General features: G+C 69.5%; 16 protein-coding genes. 3 read left to right on the top strand and 13 right to left on the bottom strand.

The genetic code is table 11. The annotated features are described in order from the left end of the window. The 4 genes from AC4D2O_RS15060 to AC4D2O_RS15045 form a co-directional block, all read right to left on the bottom strand. Nucleotides 1-871: cbb3-type cytochrome c oxidase subunit I (locus tag AC4D2O_RS15060; RefSeq protein ID WP_490908144.1), on the bottom strand; the 871-nt coding region annotated here is incomplete at its 3' end. Further along, nucleotides 871-1743: an aa3-type cytochrome oxidase subunit II gene (gene ctaC / locus AC4D2O_RS15055; protein WP_490908143.1), complete on the bottom strand. Its 873-nt coding sequence runs from the start codon at nucleotides 1741-1743 to the stop codon at nucleotides 871-873. The genes AC4D2O_RS15060 and ctaC, both read right to left, overlap by 1 nt. Before the next feature lie 193 nt (nucleotides 1744-1936). Continuing rightward, nucleotides 1937-2317 (bottom strand): HesB/IscA family protein, encoded by a 381-nt coding sequence (locus tag AC4D2O_RS15050; protein WP_490908142.1) that lies wholly within the window; start codon nucleotides 2315-2317, stop codon nucleotides 1937-1939. Nucleotides 2318-2471: 154 nt separating this feature from the next. Next, the gene (locus AC4D2O_RS15045; RefSeq protein WP_490908161.1) at nucleotides 2472-3893 is read right to left on the bottom strand and encodes a dipeptidase; all 1422 of its coding nucleotides are present in this window, start codon (nucleotides 3891-3893) and stop codon (nucleotides 2472-2474) included. A gap of 116 nt (nucleotides 3894-4009) precedes the next feature. On the opposite strand from AC4D2O_RS15045, the gene AC4D2O_RS15040 reads away from it, so the two are divergent. Next, complete coding sequence (locus AC4D2O_RS15040; protein WP_490908141.1) at nucleotides 4010-4600, top strand: DUF3043 domain-containing protein; 591 nt, start codon at nucleotides 4010-4012, stop codon at nucleotides 4598-4600. Between the two features lie 101 nt (nucleotides 4601-4701). Here AC4D2O_RS15040 and AC4D2O_RS15035 read toward each other — a convergent pair whose 3' ends face one another. Continuing rightward, a complete protein-coding gene (locus AC4D2O_RS15035; protein ID WP_490908140.1) occupies nucleotides 4702-5772 on the bottom strand; it encodes a quinone-dependent dihydroorotate dehydrogenase in 1071 nt (356 codons plus the stop codon). 59 nt (nucleotides 5773-5831) lie between these two features. Here AC4D2O_RS15035 and AC4D2O_RS15030 point away from each other — a divergent pair, with 59 nt between their 5' ends. Next, the gene (locus tag AC4D2O_RS15030; protein WP_490908139.1) at nucleotides 5832-6974 is read left to right on the top strand and encodes an alpha/beta hydrolase; all 1143 of its coding nucleotides are present in this window, start codon (nucleotides 5832-5834) and stop codon (nucleotides 6972-6974) included. An 18-nt stretch (nucleotides 6975-6992) separates the two neighbouring features. Here AC4D2O_RS15030 and AC4D2O_RS15025 read toward each other — a convergent pair whose 3' ends face one another. The 3 genes from AC4D2O_RS15025 to leuA form a co-directional block, all read right to left on the bottom strand. After that, the gene (locus AC4D2O_RS15025; protein ID WP_490908138.1) at nucleotides 6993-7793 is read right to left on the bottom strand and encodes an isoprenyl transferase; all 801 of its coding nucleotides are present in this window, start codon (nucleotides 7791-7793) and stop codon (nucleotides 6993-6995) included. After that, nucleotides 7790-8536, bottom strand: a complete 747-nt coding sequence (recO, locus tag AC4D2O_RS15020; RefSeq protein WP_490908137.1) for a DNA repair protein RecO — start codon at nucleotides 8534-8536, stop codon at nucleotides 7790-7792. Before recO ends, AC4D2O_RS15025 begins: the two co-directional genes overlap by 4 nt. Before the next feature lie 70 nt (nucleotides 8537-8606). After that, on the bottom strand, nucleotides 8607-10349 hold the full coding sequence (gene leuA, locus AC4D2O_RS15015; protein ID WP_490908136.1) for a 2-isopropylmalate synthase: 1743 nt from the start codon (nucleotides 10347-10349) through the stop codon (nucleotides 8607-8609). Between the two features lie 236 nt (nucleotides 10350-10585). Here leuA and AC4D2O_RS15010 point away from each other — a divergent pair, with 236 nt between their 5' ends. Continuing rightward, nucleotides 10586-12538 carry a M13 family metallopeptidase gene (locus AC4D2O_RS15010; RefSeq protein ID WP_490908160.1) on the top strand — a complete coding sequence of 651 codons (1953 nt, stop codon included), beginning with the start codon at nucleotides 10586-10588 and terminating at the stop codon, nucleotides 12536-12538. Between the two features lie 94 nt (nucleotides 12539-12632). Here AC4D2O_RS15010 and AC4D2O_RS15005 read toward each other — a convergent pair whose 3' ends face one another. The 5 genes from AC4D2O_RS15005 to AC4D2O_RS14985 form a co-directional block, all read right to left on the bottom strand. Then, on the bottom strand, nucleotides 12633-14192 hold the full coding sequence (locus AC4D2O_RS15005) for an LCP family protein (protein WP_490908135.1): 1560 nt from the start codon (nucleotides 14190-14192) through the stop codon (nucleotides 12633-12635). A 193-nt stretch (nucleotides 14193-14385) separates the two neighbouring features. Then, the gene (gene era / locus AC4D2O_RS15000) at nucleotides 14386-15315 is read right to left on the bottom strand and encodes a GTPase Era (protein ID WP_490908134.1); all 930 of its coding nucleotides are present in this window, start codon (nucleotides 15313-15315) and stop codon (nucleotides 14386-14388) included. Then, entirely contained in the window at nucleotides 15302-16612 is a 1311-nt protein-coding gene (locus AC4D2O_RS14995; RefSeq protein ID WP_490908133.1) for a hemolysin family protein, read from the bottom strand. The genes era and AC4D2O_RS14995 overlap by 14 nt, the downstream gene beginning before the upstream one ends. Then, nucleotides 16609-17082 carry an rRNA maturation RNase YbeY gene (ybeY, locus tag AC4D2O_RS14990; RefSeq protein ID WP_490908132.1) on the bottom strand — a complete coding sequence of 158 codons (474 nt, stop codon included), beginning with the start codon at nucleotides 17080-17082 and terminating at the stop codon, nucleotides 16609-16611. The genes AC4D2O_RS14995 and ybeY overlap by 4 nt, the downstream gene beginning before the upstream one ends. After that, nucleotides 17079-18113 carry a PhoH family protein gene (locus tag AC4D2O_RS14985; RefSeq protein ID WP_490908131.1) on the bottom strand — a complete coding sequence of 345 codons (1035 nt, stop codon included), beginning with the start codon at nucleotides 18111-18113 and terminating at the stop codon, nucleotides 17079-17081. The genes ybeY and AC4D2O_RS14985 overlap by 4 nt, the downstream gene beginning before the upstream one ends. Nucleotides 18114-18583 lie beyond the last annotated feature (470 nt).

The following is an 18583-nucleotide window of genomic DNA, read 5'->3' as shown; positions in this document are numbered from 1 at the left end:
TCGGCTTGCGGCTGAACACCGGGAAGATCTCCGAGACGATGCCGAAGAACGGCAGCGCGATGATGTACACCTCGGGGTGGCCGAAGAACCAGAACAGGTGCTGCCACAGGATGGCCCCACCGGCTTCGGGGTCGAAGATGTGAGCCCCGAAGCGCCGGTCGGCGCCGAGCGCGAAGAGCGCGGCGGCCAGCGGCGGGAAGGCCATCAGCACGAGGATCGAGGTGATGAGCGCATTCCAGGTGAAGATGGGCATACGCCACATCGTCATGCCCGGGGCGCGCATGCAGATGATCGTGGTGATGAAGTTGACGGCGCCGAGGATGGTGCCGAACCCGGACAGTGCGAGCCCGAACACCCAGAGGTCCCCACCCACGCCCGGGGAGAACGTGGTGCTCGACAGCGGCGCGTACGCGAACCAGCCGAACGACGCGGCGCCCTGCGGGGTGATGAACCCGGACACGGCGATCGTACTGCCGAACAGGAAGAACCAGAACGCCAGGGCGTTCAGCCGCGGGAAGGCGACGTCGGGAGCACCGATCTGCAGCGGCATGACGAAGTTCGTGAAGCCGGCGAACAGCGGCGTCGCGAACATGAGCAGCATCACGGTGCCGTGCATCGTGAAGAGCTGGTTGTACTGCTCCTTCGTCTGCAGGATCTGCATGCCCGGCTCGAAGAGCTCGGCACGGATGATCAGGGCCATCACACCGGCGAAGCAGAAAAAGACGAACGAGGCGATCAGGTACATGAACCCGATCGTCTTGTGGTCGGTCGAGGTGATCCAGTTGACGACGATCCGTCCCTTGGACCGTGGGACCACGCGGGGAGCGGCTACGGTGCCGGCTTCCTCAAGGGTGTATTCGAAGGTGGACATCAGCTGCTGCTCCTGGCTGGGTCGGTATCGGGATCATCCTCCGGGTAGGAGTCGCGGTCGTACTCGTCGCCGAGCTGTCCGTCCTCGAGCCGGTTCATCTGCGCATCGAACTCCGCCTGGGAGACCACCTGCACGTTGAAGAGCATCTCGGAGTGGTACTGCCCGCACAGCTCCGCGCACTTGCCGTCGAAGGTGCCCTCCTTGGTGGGCGTGAGGTTGATGTAGTTCGTGCGGCCCGGGTAGAGGTCGCGCTTCATCAGGAAGCCGGGAACGAAGAAGGAGTGCTGCACGTCGCGGGCGTTGAGCTGGAGCTCGACGGTCCTGTTCACGGGCAGGTAGAGCGTGGGCAGGTCGGCCTGCTGACCGGTCTCGCCGGTGAGGTGGGCCTGCACGCCGGTGGAGTACTTGTCCTCGGTGACGTAGTTGAAGTCCCACGACCACTGCTTGCCGCGGACATCGACGATCACGTCCGGGTCCTCGACCCGGGCGTCGATCGTGTTGATGTCGCGCTCGGTGAAGTAGAAGAACACCAGCACCATGAACAGCGGGATCGTCAAGTAGAAGATCTCGAGCGGCAGGTTGTAGCTCATCTGCCGCGGGTAGCCGGTGTCGTTCTTCCGGCGGCGGTAGGCCACCATGCACCAGATGATCAGGCCCCACGTGATGACACCGACGGCCAGGGCCGCGATCCACGAGTTGACCCAGAGATCGGTGATGGCCGCGGTGTGGTTGGTGTTGTCCCGGTCAGCCGGGAGCCAACCCTTTTGGGCTTCTGCCGAACAGCCGGTCAGTAGGAGGGCGCCGGCCAGCGTGATGCTGGAGATCTTTGCGATCCTGACGCGCTTGCTACCGGTTCGGTCCTGCGAACTCACAGACGGACCTTCCTTTTCTACGTGCGTTGCCACCCGCGCGGAAAGCGGCCCGGGGTGCACATCCAGTTTTACTACTCACTGTAGAGCTTACCCGGAAGAGCCGCGATCCGGTGACATGCGAAAGGCCCGGAACACTCCCCTTCGGGATGTTCCGGGCCTTCGCCTCGTGCTAGTGGAGCTGCTGGTGCCGTGGCTAGTGGAAGGAGTCGCCGCAGGCGCAGGAGCCGCCCGCGTTCGGGTTGTCGATGGTGAATCCCTGCTTCGAGATGGTGTCCTCGAAGTCGATGGATGCGCCGGACAGGTACGGCACGCTCATCTTGTCCACGATGACCTCGACTCCGTCGAAGTCACGGACGGCATCGCCATCGAGGACGCGCTCGTCGAAGTACAGCTGGTAGATCAGACCGGAGCAGCCGCCGGGCTGCACGGCGACCCGCAGGCGGAGGTCCGTGCGCCCCTCCTGCTCGAGGAGGCTGCGCACCTTGCCGGCGGCGACGTCGGACAGGTTGACCTCGTGCGAAGGAAGATCCGTGGACTCCTGCAGGGCCGCTGCTTCGGTGGTCGGTGTGCTCATTGTGTCTCTCCTAGCTCGGACCCTGGTGGATCCACTCGTGCGTCCGCGGTGTGGCGCGCAGGGCTTGGTCCAATCCTACGCCGGGCCTACTCCCCTTCTAACGGCCGGGAGGGCCGAAACATTTCCCCACTCGCTGACCCTCCCGGTGCGGGCGTCAGCCCCGGTCGCGGTGCAGGCCGCCGTCGTTGATCCGTGCGAGGAGGATCGCCTCGGCCAGGACGGCCTTGCGGAACTCGTCGAGGTGCAGCGATTCGTTGGCGCTGTGGGCCCTGGAGTCCGGGTCCTCCACGCCGGTGATGAGGATCTGGGCGGAGGGGAAGAGCTCCGTGAGGTCCGCGATGAAGGGGATGGAGCCGCCCATGCCGGCCTCCACGGCCGGCACGCCCCAGGCCTCCTCGAGCGCCTCGAGCGCCAGGCGAGAGGCCGGCTCGCTCGTGTCGGTCAGGAAGGGACTGCCGGTCTCCCCCGGCGTGAAGGTGACCCGTGCCCCGAACGGGGCGTGGCTCTCGACGTGGGCGCGGACCGCGTCCATGGCGGACTGCGGGTCCTGCCCGGGCGCGAGGCGGAGGCTGAACTTGGCGCGCGCCCGCGGGAGCAGCGTGTTCGAGGACAGCGCGACGCTCGGGATGTCCATGCCGATGATGGACAGCGCCGGCTTGTGCCACAGCCGGGAGGCGATGGAGCCCGTCCCGGCGAGTTCGACGCCGTCGAGGACCGAGGCGTCCGAGCGGTAGTCCTCCTCGGCGTAGTCCACCGTGGCGTGGTCGCCGGCCTGCAGGCCGGCGACGGCGACGTCGCCGGCGTCGTCGTGCAGGGTCGCGATGAGGCGCGCGAGGAGCGTCGGCGCGTCGAGGACGGGTCCGCCGAACATGCCGGAGTGCACCGCGTGGTCGAGGACCTGCACCTCGATGGTGCCGTCCACGAGGCCGCGCAGGCTCGTGGTGAGCGCGGGCACGCCGACCTTCCAGTTGCTGGAGTCGGCGACGACGATGACATCGGCTGCGAGGTCGTCTCGGTAGGTCTCGAGGAAGGAGCGGAACGTCGGCGACCCGGCCTCCTCCTCCCCCTCGATGAAGAGCGTCACGCCGACCCCGAACGCGTCCCCGAGTACGTCGGAGAGGGCCCGGAACGCGCCGACGTGCGCCATGATGCCGGCCTTGTCGTCGGCCGCGCCGCGTCCGTAGAGCCGTCCGCCACGTTCGGTGGCCACGAACGGTTCGGTCTCCCAGAGGGCGGGATCGCCGGGGGGCTGGACGTCGTGGTGCGCGTAGAGGAGGACCGTCGGGCGGTCGCCGACGGCGGGGCGGCGGGCCACGACGGCGGGACCACCGGGGGTGCCGTCGTTGTCGACGCGCAGGATGCGGACGTCGTCGATGCCGGCGCCGCGGATCAGCGCGGCCACCGCCTCGGCGCTGCGGTCGAGGTCGGCGGCGTCGAAGGCCTCCCAGGCGATGCCGGGGATGGCCACGAGGCCGGAGAGTTCCTCGACGATCCGGGGGAACGCCGCGTCGACGCTCGCCCGGAGCTGCTCGACGATGCCGGTGGGCTCGTGCGGATGCTCGGTGGGGGTGCTCATGGAAGTCATGCCAGAACCCTACACAGCCCGCGTCGGCGCAGCCGCGGCGGGGCCGCAGGGCGAATCGTCCGGCCCCGACCGGCGGCGCAGGCGCGGCGAGCCGGTATCCTGAGGGGGTGTTCGGACGAAATAAGGAAGCATCCACTGCCCAGGAAGTCGTTGACAGCGCTTCGCCTACCCACGAGACCCAGCGCGTCCAGGGCAAGGGGGCCCCGACGCCCAAGCGGAGCGTGCAGCAGGCCGCGCGCAAGCGGCCGCTCGTGCCCGCCGACCGCAAGGCCGCCCGGGACAAGAACCGGTCCGCCGTGCGCGACGACCGCGCCAGGATGCGCCAGGCCCTCGACACCGACGACGAGCGCTACCTGCCCCTGCGGGACAAGGGCCCCAACAGGCGCTTCGTCCGCCAGTTCGTCGACGCGCGCATCAACATCGGCGAGTTCCTCATGGTCGCCGCGCTGGTGTTCGTGGTCCTGAGTTTCTTCCAGTCCCTGGCGGTGCAGAGCGCCGTGCTCCTGGCGTTCTGGTTCCTCATCGTCGCCGTGATCGTGGATTGCATGCTGCTGCGGCGCAAGCTGAAGAAGAAGCTGACGGAGAAGTTCGGCGGCCCCAACCAGGGCGACCTCTGGTACGGGGTGACCCGCGCACTCCAGTTGCGCCGTCTGCGCCTGCCGAAACCGCAGGTCAAGCGCGGGCAGTACCCCTCCTGAGCTGCGGCAGGGCGAGCAGGGGCCGAGGATGACACAAGAGCCGGGCCTTCGGGCCCGGCTCTTGTGTCTGCTCGGCGGTGCCGGCGGGTGTGGGGCGGTCGTCAGGCCGCCCGGCGGCGCGCCAGCCCGCGGTTGATCCGGCGCACCCAGAACGGCCCCTCGTAGAGGAAGGCCGTGTACCCCTGCACGAGGGTGGCGCCGGCCTCGAGCCGCTCGATGACGTCCTCGGGCGTCTCCACGCCACCGACGGACACGATGGCGAGCCGGTCGCCCACGGCGGACCGGAGCCGGGTGAGGACCTCCAGCGAGCGGGCCTTCAGGGGCGCCCCGCTGAGGCCGCCCACGCCCTTGGCCATGACCGTGGCGGCGTCCGTGGCGAGGTTCTCGCGCGTGATGGTGGTGTTCGTGGCCACGATCCCGTCGAGCCCGAGATCCAGGGCCAGCGCGCCGACGTCGTCGAGGTCCTGGTCCGTGAGGTCGGGGGCGATCTTCACCAGGAGCGGCACGTGCCGGCCGGCCGCGCCGTCGGCCGTGGTGCGGACGGCCTCCAGCAGGGGGCGGAGGGACTCGACACTCTGCAGCAGCCGGAGCCCGGGCGTGTTCGGTGAGGACACGTTCACCACGAGGTAGTCCGCGACAGGGGCGAGCTCGCGGGCGCTCACGAGGTAGTCGGCGACGGCGTCGGCGATGTCCACCTTCTTCGTCTTGCCGATGTTCACGCCGACGACGGGCCGGCGGGTCCCGTAGCGGCGCGTCAGCCGCTGCCGCGCGGACCGCAGGCGGGGCGCGACGGCCGCGGCACCGTCGTTGTTGAAGCCCATCCGGTTGATCACGGCGCGGTCCTCGACGAGCCGGAACAGGCGGGGCGCGGGGTTGCCGGGCTGCGCCTGGCCGGTGATCGTGCCGATCTCCACATGCCCGAAGCCGAGCGCGGTCAGCGACAGCACTCCCTTCCCTGCCTTGTCGAACCCGGCGGCGAGGCCGAAGGGGGACGGGAACTCCACCCCGAAGGCCGTGGTGGCCAGGCTCGCATCGGGTGCGCAGAAGCGGCGCAGACCCCAGCCCACGGGAGTGCGATCGACCGCGCGGATCAGGGCGAACCCGATCCTGTGGGCCCTCTCGGCGTCCATTCCCGAGAAGACGAGCCGGAAGAAAGTCGGGTAGAAATGCATGGGTCAAGAGTTCCATGATGGATACAGGTGCAACAACTCGGGGCGGCGGGAGGAGGATCGTGTCCGGGACGGACGAGCCCTGGAACGAGGACATCCTCGGTCCGTCCTTCCGCGCCCTGACCTTGCCGCTGACACCCGACGACGAGGGCCCGCGGGTGGCCACCCTCGTCGCCTACGAGCCGGACGTCGCCGGCGGCCCCGCCGAGCAGGCCGGCCCGGCGCGCGCCGTGCTGTACGTCCACGGCTTCAGCGACTACTTCTTCCACGAGGAGCTCGCGCGGACCCTGCACCTGCACGGCTGGGCCTTCTTCGCCCTCGACCTCCACAAGTACGGGCGGAGCCTGCTGCCCGGACAGACTCCGGGGTACGTGACCTCGCTCGAGGAGTACGACGCGGACCTCGAGGCCGCGGTCCGCGCGCTCGAGCAGCGGCTCACGGAGCGCCGCGGCACCCCGACCGCCGTCGACCTCGTCCTGATCGCCCACTCGACCGGAGGACTCGTCGCCACGCTGTGGGCGGCCCGCAATCCCGGCCGGATCGCCGCGCTCGTCCTGAACAGCCCGTGGCTCGACACCCTGGGTACGGCGCCGCTGAAGCAGGTGACCCGCAGCATCCTGGGTGCGGTGTCCCGCAGACGGCCGAAGCTGCGCCTGCGACTGCCCGAACCCGGGTCCTCCTTCCGGAGCATCAGCAACACGCGTGAGGGCGAGTGGGACGTCAACCCGTCGTGGCGGCCCGAGGCCGGCTTCCCCATCACGGTCGGCTGGCTCGCAGCCGTCCTCGACGGGCACGCGAGGCTTGCAAGGGGGATCTCGGTCAGTGTCCCGGTCCTCGTCCTGTGCTCGGCGGCGTCGACCCTCGGCCTCGCATGGAAGAGCGCGAAGCTCGCGACGGACAGCGTCCTCGATGTGGAGCCCATGGTGCGCCGCGCGGCCGCTATCGGCCCGAAGGTGACCATCCGGCGGCTTCCCGGTGCCCTGCACGACGTCTTCCTGTCCCGCGGCGAGGTGCGCAGGCTCGCCGCGGACAGCGCGGCATGGTGGCTGGACGCGTACGTCCCCGTGAGGACGGTCGACGCCGGCAGGGCCCGCGCCGTCCCGTCAGCTGCCACACCCTTACCTGCCACACCCTTACCTGCCACACCCCTACTTGCCGCACCGTCCCTTGCCGTCCGGTCCCCTGCCCCGGCCCGGGAGGACTGACCGTCCGGAGACCGGCGGTCAGGAGGACAGACGGGTGGTGGCGCGGTCCACTGCTCCGCCGTAGCGGCGGTCCCGTGACGCGTACTCCTCGATCGCGCGCCAGAGCGTCCGGCGATCGACGTCGGGCCAGAGGGTGTTCATGAACACCATCTCCGCGTACGCCGACTGCCACAGCATGAAGTTGGACAGGCGCTGCTCGCCCGAGGTGCGCAGGAAGAGGTCGACGTCCGGCAGGTCCGGTTCGTCGAGGTAGCGCTGAATGGTCTTCTCGCTGACGGACGACGCCTTCAGCGTCCCGGCAGCGACATCCTCGGCGATGGCGCGGGCGGCGTCGGCGATCTCGGCGCGGCCGCCGTAGTTGACGCACATGGTGAGCGTGCACGTGGTGTTGTCCACGGTGTGCCGCTCCGCTTCCTCCAGCTCGCGGATCACCGACTGCCACAGCTTCGGACGGCGCCCGGACCAGCGTATCCGGACGCCCCACTCGTTGAGCTGGTCCCGCTGGCGCCGCAGCACGTCCTTGTTGAAGCCCATGAGGAACCGCACCTCCTCGGGCGACCGCTTCCAGTTCTCCGTACTGAACGCGTACACCGAGACGTGCCGCACCCCGATCTCGATCGCGCCGGCCATGACGTCGAGGAGCGCGGCCTCGCCGGCCTTGTGACCGTCCGTGCGCGGCAGCCCCCGCTCGTTGGCCCAGCGACCGTTGCCGTCCATCACGATCGCCACGTGCTCAGGGACGAACTGCCGCGGGATGGACGGTACCTGCTCGCCGCTCGGGTGGGGCCAGGGTGCCACCGGCCGGGCTGGGTTCTTCATGCACGCTCCACATGTTTGAGGGAGGCGACCCCGCGTTCGAGGTGCCATTGCAGGTAGGCCCCGACAAGCCCCGCAGCCTCGCGGCGCGCACCGCTCTCCGACGCGTCCGCGGTGATCCAGTCACCCGTGAGGAGTGCCCCGAGGAGGTCCATCGTGGCGGCCGACGGCGAGGCGGCGCCGGGCGGCCGGCAGACCGGGCAGACCGCTCCGCCGAGGGGTGCCGAGAACGCCGAGTGGGGTCCCGGGGCGCCGCATCGCGCGCACTGCGTGAAGCTGGGCGCCCATCCCGCCGTGGCGAGGGCACGGAGCAGGTAGGAGTCGAGGATGAGTTCCGACGGGTGCAGGTCCCGGCTGAGGGCCGAGAACGCCCCGGCCACGAGGGCGTACTGCGCTCCCCCGGCCTCACCGATGTCGGTCAGGCGCTCGGCGGTCTCGGCGATGGCGGTCGCGGCCGTGTAGCGCCCGTAGTCGGAGGCGATGCCGTGCCCGTACGCGCCCTTCGTCTGGGCCTGGGTGATGATGTAGAGGTTGCGTCCGTGCGCGAGCAGGAGATCCACCGCCATGAACGGCTCGAGGCGCGACCCGAACTTGCTGCTGGTACGCCGTACCCCCTTGGCCACCGCGCGGACCTGGCCCTGGTCGCGGGTCAGCAGCACGATGATGCGGTCCGCTTCACCGAGCTTGTACGTGCGCAGCACGACACCTTCGGTGCGGTAGGTACGCGATGGGGAGGAGGACGGCACGGTTCCATTCTCCCACCTGCCACCCCCGCCCAGGCGGATGCCCGGCCGGGGGTGGCGGCCCGGGAAGGCGTCAGGCTGCGTCGCGGATGGCGCGGTTGACCGCCGAGACGACGGCCTTCAGGGCAGCCATGGTGGTGTTCGCGTCGATGCCGACGCCCCACAGGACCCGCTCGCCCACAGCGCACTCCACGTACGCCGCGGCGCGGGCGTTCCCGCCGGAGGACAGCGCGTGCTCGGTGTAGTCGAGGACGCGGACGTCCACGCCGTCCTGGCTCAGGATGGCCAGCAGCGCATCGATCGGCCCGCTGCCGTGCGCGGACCGGCGCTGCTGGATGCCGTCGACGAGGAGCGTCGCGACGAGCTTGAAGGAGCCGTCCTCGGAGGTGTCGGTGTTCACCGAGGTCAGTTCGTAGTGGCCCCACGCCCCGGTACCGCCCTCGGCGCGGGTGGGCAGGTACTCGTCCTGGAAGGCGGACCACAGCTGGGCGCCGCTGACCTCGCCGCCCTGGGTCTCGGTGCGGCGCTGGACGACGCCCGAGAACTCCATCTGCGCGCGGCGCGGCAGGTCGAGGCTGTGCTCGTTCTTGAGCAGGTAGGCGACACCGCCCTTGCCGGACTGCGAATTGACGCGGATCACGGCTTCGTAGGAACGGCCGATGTCCTTGGGGTCGATCGGCAGATAGGGGACGGCCCAGGGCAGGTCGTCGACACCGACTCCCGCCTCGGCGGCGTCGCGCTCCATGCTCTCGAACCCCTTCTTGATGGCGTCCTGGTGCGACCCGGAGAACGCCGTGAAGACGAGGTCGCCTCCGTAGGGCGACCGCTCGGGCACGCTGAGCTGATTGCAGTACTCCGCGGTGCGGCGGATGTCGTCCATGTCGGAGAAGTCGATCTCCGGGTCGATGCCCTGGCTGAACAGGTTCATGCCGAGCGTCACCAGGTCCACGTTGCCGGTCCGCTCGCCATTGCCGAACAGGCAGCCCTCGATCCGGTCCGCGCCGGCGAGGTAGCCGAGTTCGGCGGCGGCGACGCCCGTGCCGCGGTCGTTGTGCGGGTGCAGCGACAGGATGATGCTGCCGCGGTCGGCCAGGTTGCGGCTCATCCATTCGATGGAGTCGGCGTAGACGTTCGGGGTGGCCATCTCCACCGTTGCGGGGAGGTTCAGGATCATCCGGCGATCCGCGGAGGCCTCGAACACCGCCGACACCTCGTTGCTGATGCGGGCCGCGAAGTCGAGCTCGGTCCCGGTGAAGGACTCGGGCGAGTACTCGTAGGTAATCGAGGTGTCGCCCATGTTCTCCTCGAACTTGCGGCACAGCCGTGCGCCCTGGAGGGCGATGTCGATGATCCCGTCCTGGTCCTGGTTGAACACCACGCGCCGCTGCAGCACCGACGTCGAGTTGTAGAGGTGTACGATCGCGCGGTCGGCGCCCTCGAGGGACGCGTAGGTGCGCTCGATGAGGTGCTCGCGGGACTGCGTCAGGACCTGGATCGTGACGTCGTCGGGGATGCGGTCCCCCTCGATGAGCTGCCGCACGAAGTCGAAGTCCGTCTGGGAGGCGGACGGGAAGCCCACCTCGATCTCCTTGTAGCCCATGCGGACCAGCAGGTCGAACATCTTGTGCTTGCGCTCGGGGTTCATCGGGTCGATCAGCGCCTGGTTGCCGTCGCGGAGGTCCACCGCGCACCAGCGCGGCGCCTTCGTGATGACACGGTCCGGCCACGTGCGGTCCGGGAGGTCCACCGTGATCTGGTCCTGGAAGGGACGGTACTTGCCGAAGGGCATACCGGAGGTCTTCTGTGCGTTTCGCATGGGGTTCGGCCTTCTCTGCTGGGGATGAGGTTCTCGCGGCCGGGCAGTACCTCCGCGGCGAGGGGTGGCCACTGACTCTGAAGTCCTAGATGGCCTCGCCGCGGCACCGAAGAAGGGTCAGCTGTGCGCGCACATTGCCACGATAGCACGGCGCATAGGATGGCTTCCGGGCGTCCCGCGCCGGGACGAACCGGTTCAGCACCGCGAGGAACACCATGAGGAAACGGGAAGCGACCATGACGATCAGCACCTTCGATCCGGACCAGCTCGACGCGACGGTCCGGCCCCAGGACGACCTCTTCCGACACGCCAACGGCGTGTGGCTGACCTCGACCGCCATCCCCGACGACCGTCCGCTGACGGGCTCGTTCACCGCGCTCCGCGACGCCTCCGAGCTCGCCGTCCGCGCCATCATCGAGGACGCCGCCGGCCGGGCGGGCGCCGCCGACGGTACCGACGCGAAGCTCGGCACCCTGTACGCCGACTTCATGGACACGCAGCGCATCGAGGCAGAAGGCGCCACGCCGATCCTGCCGCTGCTCGAGCGCATCGCCGCGGTGACGAGCGTCGAGGAGCTGGTCGACCTCAGCGCCGGCCTCACCCGCTCCGGCGTGCAGGGCCTCGCGGCGCCCTACGTCAGCAACGATGCAGGTAACCCCGAACGGTACCTGCTGCACCTCTACCAGTCGGGCCTCGGGCTGCCCGACGAGTCGTACTACCGCGAGGACGGGTTCGCCGAGACCCGCGAGAAGTACGCCGAGTTGCTCGCCACCCTGTTCGGTCTCGTCGGCACCGAGGATCCCGCGGGCGCGACGGCCCGCGTCCTCGCGCTCGAGACGCGCCTGGCGGCGTCGTCGATGGGCAGCGTGGAGCGGAGGGACCCCCAGAAGACCTACAACCTGGTCCAGCACGACGACGTGGCCGGTCTCTCGGCCCACCTCGTGCCCTGGCTGCGGATCGTGACGGACGAGCCCGACCAGGCGGGGGAGCTCGTCATCAACCAGCCGGACTACGTGCGCGGGCTGGATGCCGCACTGCGCGAGGAGGACCTCGGCACGTGGCGCGAGTGGCTGACCAGCCGCGTCCTGCTGCAGGCCTCCGACTACCTCGACGAGCGGTTCGTCGACGCCGTCTTCGCGTTCTACGGCACGCACCTGGCGGGCACGCCCCGGCTGAAGGACCGGTGGAAGCGTGGCGTCGCCCTGGTCGAGGGTGCCATGGGCGAGGCGATCGGCCAGCGCTACGTGGAGCAGCACTTCCCTGCGACGCACAAGGCCGCGATGCTCGAGCTGGTCGGCAACCTGATCGCGGCCTACGAGTCGAGCATCACGGCACTGACGTGGATGACCGACGGGACGCGGGCGAGGGCCCTCGAGAAGCTCTCCCGGTTCACCACGAAGATCGGCTACCCGGACCGGTGGATCGACTACGGACCGCTCGACATCCAGTCCTCCGACCTCTACGGCAACGTGCTGCGGGCGGCGGAGTTCGAGCACCGCCGCCAGCTGGACAAGCTGGGCCGGCCGATCGACCGTGGCCTGTGGCTCATGACGCCGCAGACCGTCAACGCCTACTACATGCCGACCATGAACGAGATCGTGTTCCCCGCCGCGATCCTCCAGCCGCCGTTCTTCGACATCGAGGCCGACGACGCCGTCAACTACGGGGCGATCGGCGCCGTCATCGGGCACGAGATCGGCCACGGCTTCGACGACAAGGGATCCCAGTTCGACGGGAAGGGCAGGCTCGCCGACTGGTGGAGCGAGGAGGACAGGACAGCGTTCGACGCGCTCACCGGACGGCTCGTGGCGCAGTACGCCGCGCTCGAACCCTCCGAGGTCCCGGGCCGGACCGTCAATGGCGAGCTGACCCTCGGGGAGAACATCGGCGACCTCGGCGGCCTCGGCATCAGCTATCGGGCCTACCTCCTGAGCCTCGACGGAAGCGAGGCTCCCGTGATCGACGGCCTCACCGGCACGCAGCGGTTCTTCCTCTCGTGGGCCACGTGCTGGCAGCAGAAGATCCGGCCCGAGGAGGCGAAGCGGCGCCTGACCGTCGACCCGCACTCCCCCAACGAGTTCCGCTGCAACCAGGTGGTTCGGAACCTCGACGAGTTCCACGAGGCCTTCGTCGTCGGCCCGGAGGACGGCCTCTGGCTCGACCCCGCCGAGCGCGTGAGGATCTGGTAGGAGCCACCGGCACGGGCCCGCTCAGGCGGGCCCGTCCCTGCATCCGACAGGGCATGACAGCCGGTCGGCGGGGTCGAACGGCCGGTCGGGCCGGCTAGAGGCCCGAGGTCGCCTGGCAGGTCACCTGGTCTGCCGTCTGGCCCTCCAGGTCGCTGCCAAGCGGCGGGGCGACCACCTTCGCGCCCGTGGCGAGATCGGCGCCGACGAGCAGCTGGACGCCCGCGGCCTGCTCGCTCAGGAACACCTGGCTCTCGGGGATGCCGAAGCGGGCGGCGAGATCGGCAGCGGCGGCGTCGTACCCGGTGCTGAACACGACCTGCGACACCTCGGCCGGCACGGAGGCGAAGGGCGCGGTCTGGGTATAGCCGGCCCCGACGAGGAGCTGCTGTATCGCGGCACCGCGGCCGGCGTCCGTCGTCGCGTTGATGACGAGGACGGGCACCGTGGCGGGATCGACGGCGGGCGTCTCCGGCGTCGGCGTGGCGGCCGGCGCGGAGGGCGTGGCCGATGCATCCGGGCCGGACGAGGGCTCCGGGGCATCCTCGGTGAGCCCGCGGTCCTCCCGCAGCGCGTCGAAGAGGGGCGCTGCGGCCTCCTCGTCCAGGACGAGGCGGTTGGGGTCCTCGACCCAGGGCTCGGTCGGGACGGTCACGAACGCGATATTCCCGAGATCCACGTCCTTCATGCGGTCGGCGATCTTGAGCAGCTCCGTGGGCTGGGAGAGTCCCTCGTCCACCGTGAGGTTGCGGGTGATCACGTCGGCGATCGTGTAGAGCTTCGGCAGGTTGGTGAGAGTGCCCTCCGCCTGTACCTTGCGCGCCAGGGACGCCATGAACGCCTGCTGGGCGGCGATGCGCCCGGCGTCGCCGCCGTCCCCGAAGCTGTGGCGCGTCCGGAGGAAGGCCAGTGCCTGATCACCCTCGACCTCGCTGGTGCCGGCGGGCAGGGACAGCCCCGAGTACTCGTCGTCGACGGGTTCCTGGACGCAGACCTCGACGCCGCCGACGGCGGAGGACAGTTCCTTGACGGCGTTGAACCCGGCCATCATGAAGTGGTCCACGGACAGTCCGGTGAGGTTGTTGATCGCGGCGACGGTGCAGCCGGGACCGCCCTCGTCGAGCGCCCCGTTCAGCTGGCCGAGGTCGAACGCCTCCGAGACCTCCCCGGTGTCGGGGTTGACGCAGCTGGGCAGGGGCACCAGCAGGTCGCGGGGGAACGAGACGACCGTGACGTCCTCGCGGTCGGCAGAGAGGGTCAGGAGCATCATGACGTCCGAGTTCCCCTCGCCCGAGGAGTCGCTCTCGTCGCCGAAGAACTCGCCGCTGTTCCCGGTCCGGGTGTCCGAGCCGAGGATGAGGATCTGCAGGGGGTCGGTGCTGGAATCGACGGGGAGCGCCGACTCCTGGTTCTCGGCGAGGTTGAGCGGCATCGTCAGGACGTTCGACTGCAGGCGCAGGACCTGCACACCGACGAAGACGACGGCGGCCACGAGAACCGTCGCCATCAGCATGGCGGTCAGCTTCAGGACGCGGTGCCCGCCTCCCCTGCCGAGGTGCCGCCCCACGGGTTCCGCGGCGCCGGGCGTCCCGGCGGGACCCGCCAGGGGGGCGTCGCTGGCGCTGTCTGCGCTCTCGGAGGACGATCGGCCGGTCATGCCGGGGCTCCTTCGGATGGTTGGTCGTGGTCGGTGCTGGCAGGAGGTTACGCCGTCGCCCCTGCCGCGGATGACGGCGCGGCAGCACGGGCGCCGGTCGCCCGGCATCGGCCGGGAAATCGATGGCGGGCGCTATCGCAGCCTATCTGCCCGTTCCCGCAGCACAACGAGCGGGCCGGGCGAGTCGTGCCGCTCAGAAGCCGAGCTTCACCAGCTGCTTGGGGTCACGCTGCCAGTCCTTGGCCACCTTGACATGCAGGTCGAGGTAGATCGGGGTGCCCAGGAGCGCCTCGATCCCTCGGCGCGCATTCGTGCCGACCTCCCGGAGACGTGCGCCTCCCTTGCCGATGATGATCGCCTTCTGGGACGGCCGCTCGACGTAGAGGTTCACGTAGACGGTGAGCATGGGGTTGTCCTTGCTGCGTCCCTCCCGCGGGACCATCTCCTCGACGACGACGGCCAGGGAGTGCGGCAGCTCGTCGCGCACGCCCTCGAGGGCGGCCTCGCGGACGAGCTCGGCGACCATGACGGCCTCCGGCTCGTCCGTCAGCTCCCCGCCGGGGTACAGCACGGGCGACTCCGGCATGTGCCGGCTGAATACCTCGGCGACCGTCCCCACCTGGAAGCCGTCGGCGGCGGAGACGGGCACGATGTCCGCCCAGCCGTCGGGGCCGGTCACCTCGGTGCCGAGCTTCGCGACGGCGAGGAGCTGCTCGGTCAGGGCCTGCCGGTCCACGAGGTCCGTCTTGGTCACCACCGCGATCAGGGGCTTGCGTTGCAGCCGCGCGAGCTGCTCGGCGATGAAGCGGTCGCCCGGGCCGATCTTCTCGTTGGCGGGGATGCAGAACCCGACGGCGTCGACCTCGGCGAGGGTGTCGGCGACGAGGTCGTTGAGGCGCTGCCCGAGGAGCGTCCGGGGTCGGTGCAGGCCCGGGGTGTCGACGAGGACGATCTGGGAGTCCTCGCGGTTCACGATGCCGCGGATGGTGTGGCGCGTGGTCTGCGGCTTCGCGGAGGTGATGGCGACCTTCTGCCCCACCAGCGCATTCGTCAGGGTGGACTTACCGGCATTGGGCCGGCCGACGAGCGAGACGAATCCGGCCCGGTGTTCAACGTCGCTCATGGTCAGCCTCTATCGTCTCTCGTTCGTCCTGCTCGATGTGTTCCGGGGGGATGCGGCGCGCGATCACATGGGAGACCCTGTTGCGTCGGCCCTCCACGCGCTCGGCCCGCAGCCCGATACCGTCAATTGTGACCTCCGATCCGACGATCGGCACCCTCCCCAGGGTCTTGGCCAGAAGGCCGCCCACGGTGTCGACCTCCTCGTCGTCGAGGGCGATACCGAAGAGTTCGCCGAGATCGTCGATGCCCATCCGCGCGCTCACCCGGTACTCGCCGTCGTCGAGCCGTTCCTGCTCGGGCACCTCGGAGTCGTACTCGTCGACGATCTCGCCGACGATCTCCTCGATGAGGTCCTCCAGCGTGACGAGCCCGGCCGTGCCGCCGTACTCGTCGATGACGATCGCCACGTGCGTGGACTCGCGCTGCAGCTCGCGCAGCAGATCTCCGACCGGCTTCGATTCGGGTACGTACCGGGCGGGACGGCAGACGGCGTCCACGGGGCGGGCGAGGTTCGACGCCGACCGTCCGTGCAGGTTCGCGACGACGTCCTTCAGGTACAGCAGTCCCCTGATGTCGTCGGAGCTCTCCCCGATCACGGGGATGCGGGAGTAGCCGGAGCGGAGGAAGAGGGACATCGCCTGGTCGAGCGTGGACCCGCTGTCGATCGTGACCATGTCGGTGCGGGGCACCATGACCGAGCGGACCTTGGTGTCGCCGAGTTCGAAGACCGAGTGGATGAGCTCCGCCTCGTTGTCCTCGATCATCTCGGCGTCGGAGGCCCGGGACAGGAGCTCGCGGAACTCCTCCTCCGTGAAGAACGCGGCCTCGTCGCGGCTCGCTCCCGGCGTGATGGAGCTGCCGATCCGCACCAGCCAGCGCGGGATCGGCCCGAGGACGGCGCACAGGAACGCCACGAGCCCCGCGGTGAACCGGACGACGGCGGGGGCGTGCGTCCGCCCGAGCTGGCGGGGTGAGACGCCCACGATCACGAAGCCGATGGCCGCCATGACCGCGGTGGCGAGGAGTCCGGCGAGCCAGATGCTGTCCAGCAGGTCGTGGAACAGGATGGCGACGGCGACGGCCCCCGCCATCTCGAACCACACGCGCCAGAAGCGCAGGGCGTGCATGTGCGCGACGGGGGCGTCCAGGATGCGGCGCAGCGACGAGGTGCGCGATTCCTGGACGAGGGCCTCGCCCTCCTGGCGCGGCAAGTAACTGAAGGCTGCTTCCGCGGCCGTGACGAGGGCCGCGGTGAGTGCGAAGAGCAGGGCCATGAGCCCGAGGAGCCAGATGCTCAAGCGCGGGTCTCCCGGGGGGCGTCGCCGCCGAGGAAGCCGGAGAGGAGCTCCCGCTGCAGGCCGAACATCTCCTTCTCCTCCTCGGGTTCCGCGTGGTCGTAGCCGAGGAGGTGGAGCACGCCGTGGGTGGTCAGCAGCAGCAGCTCGTCGTTCGTGCTGTGACCTGCTGCCGCGCCCTGCGATGCGGCGACCTCCGGGCAGAGGACGATGTCACCGAGCAGCCCGGCGGGCGTGACCCTTCCCGGCGTGCCGGGGCGCAGTTCGTCCATGGGGAAGGAGAGCACGTCCGTGGGACCGGGCTCGTCCATCCACTCGACGTGCAGCTTCTCCATCGCCGCGGTGTCGACCAGGATGATGGAGAGCTCCGCCTCGGGGTGCACGAACATCGACTCGAACAGGTAGTTGGCGAGGCGGACGAGCGACTCCTCGTCGACGTCGTGCCCGGACTCGTTGTTGACCTCGACGCTCATCGGTTCCCGGCCGGTCGGGTCGAGCGTGCCTGTCCGGCGCGCTGCTCCTCGTCCCAGGCGCTGTAGGCGGTGACGATGTCGCCGACGAGGCGGTGGCGGACGACGTCCGATGAGTCGAGGTCGCTGAAGTAGACGTCGTCGACGTCGCGGAGGATCTCGCTCACGATCCGCAGGCCCGAACTGGTGCCGCTGGGGAGGTCCACCTGCGTGACGTCACCGGTGACGACCATCTTCGACCCGAACCCCAGGCGCGTGAGGAACATCTTCATCTGCTCCGGCGTGGTGTTCTGGGCCTCGTCGAGGATGATGAAGGCGTCGTTGAGCGTCCTGCCGCGCATATAGGCGAGTGGGGCCACCTCGATCGTCCCTGCGGCCATGAGGCGCGGGATGGAATCGGGGTCCATCATGTCGTGCAGGGCGTCGTAGAGCGGGCGCAGGTACGGGTCGATCTTGTCGTTCAGCGTCCCGGGCAGGAAGCCCAGCCGCTCCCCTGCCTCGACGGCGGGCCGCGTGAGGATGATCCGGTTGACCTCCTTCTGCTGCAGCGCCTGCACGGCCTTGGCCATGGCGAGATACGTCTTGCCGGTACCGGCCGGGCCGATCCCGAACACGACGGTGTTGCGGTCGATCGCGTCGACGTAGGTGCTCTGGTTCAGCGTCTTGGGGCGGATGGTCTTGCCCCGGGACGTCAGGATGTTGACGGACAGGACCTCCGACGGCCGGGCCGCGCTCTGCGTCTTGAGCATCGTGACCAGCTGCTCGAGGACCTGCGGGGAGACGGTCGCGTTGTTGCGGGCCATCGTCTGGATCTCGCCGATGAGCCGCTCGGTGCGCAGCACGTCCGCCGACGGCCCGGTGATGGTCAGCTCGTTGCCCCGCGCCTGGAGGCCGACGCCCGGGAACGAGTCCTCGATCAGACGGAGGGCCTCGTCGTTCGAACCGAGGGCCTGCACCATCTGCTCCGTCGAGTCGAAGACGAACATCCTGGTGTCCAGTCCTGCCGCATTGATGCCTGTTGAAGATTCGCTCATAGCTCGGCCGTCCGGCCTCTGATCGCCCTCATTCGAGTAGTCGTGCTCGTGTGGATGGGTGCTGCCCCTGCCGGGCGCCGCTCCCGCGGGGGGATATGCGGGCTGATCGGCGCAGGTGGCAGTAGCGCCAATGTTACGCCATGGCCCTTTTCCTCCCCTCCCGTCATCAGGAGCAGAGGCCTCTTGATTCCCGCAGGAAGTCACCTCCGGCTGTTATGTGGGGTATCCGGCACCTCGACCGAGTGACGCTCGGTTTTCATCGCGAATCGGCAACGGCTTCGTATCGATCGGGTTTCAGTCGCGCCGCGAGGAGGTTTTCGTGCGGGTACGTCCCCCCGCCCTGTGCCAAGCTGAAACCGGTCCGGCAGCGCAGACCGGCACCCGGTCCGCGCCAGCACCGACTCTCGATGTCGGTGGGCCGCGAACATTCCACATCCACCCGCGCAGCGGCGCGCCCGACGGAAGGGGGC

Source organism: Arthrobacter sp. TJ-238 (assembly GCF_058269215.1).
Note: the sequence above shows the minus strand (reverse complement) of the source record. Positions and strands in the feature narration are given on the sequence as shown.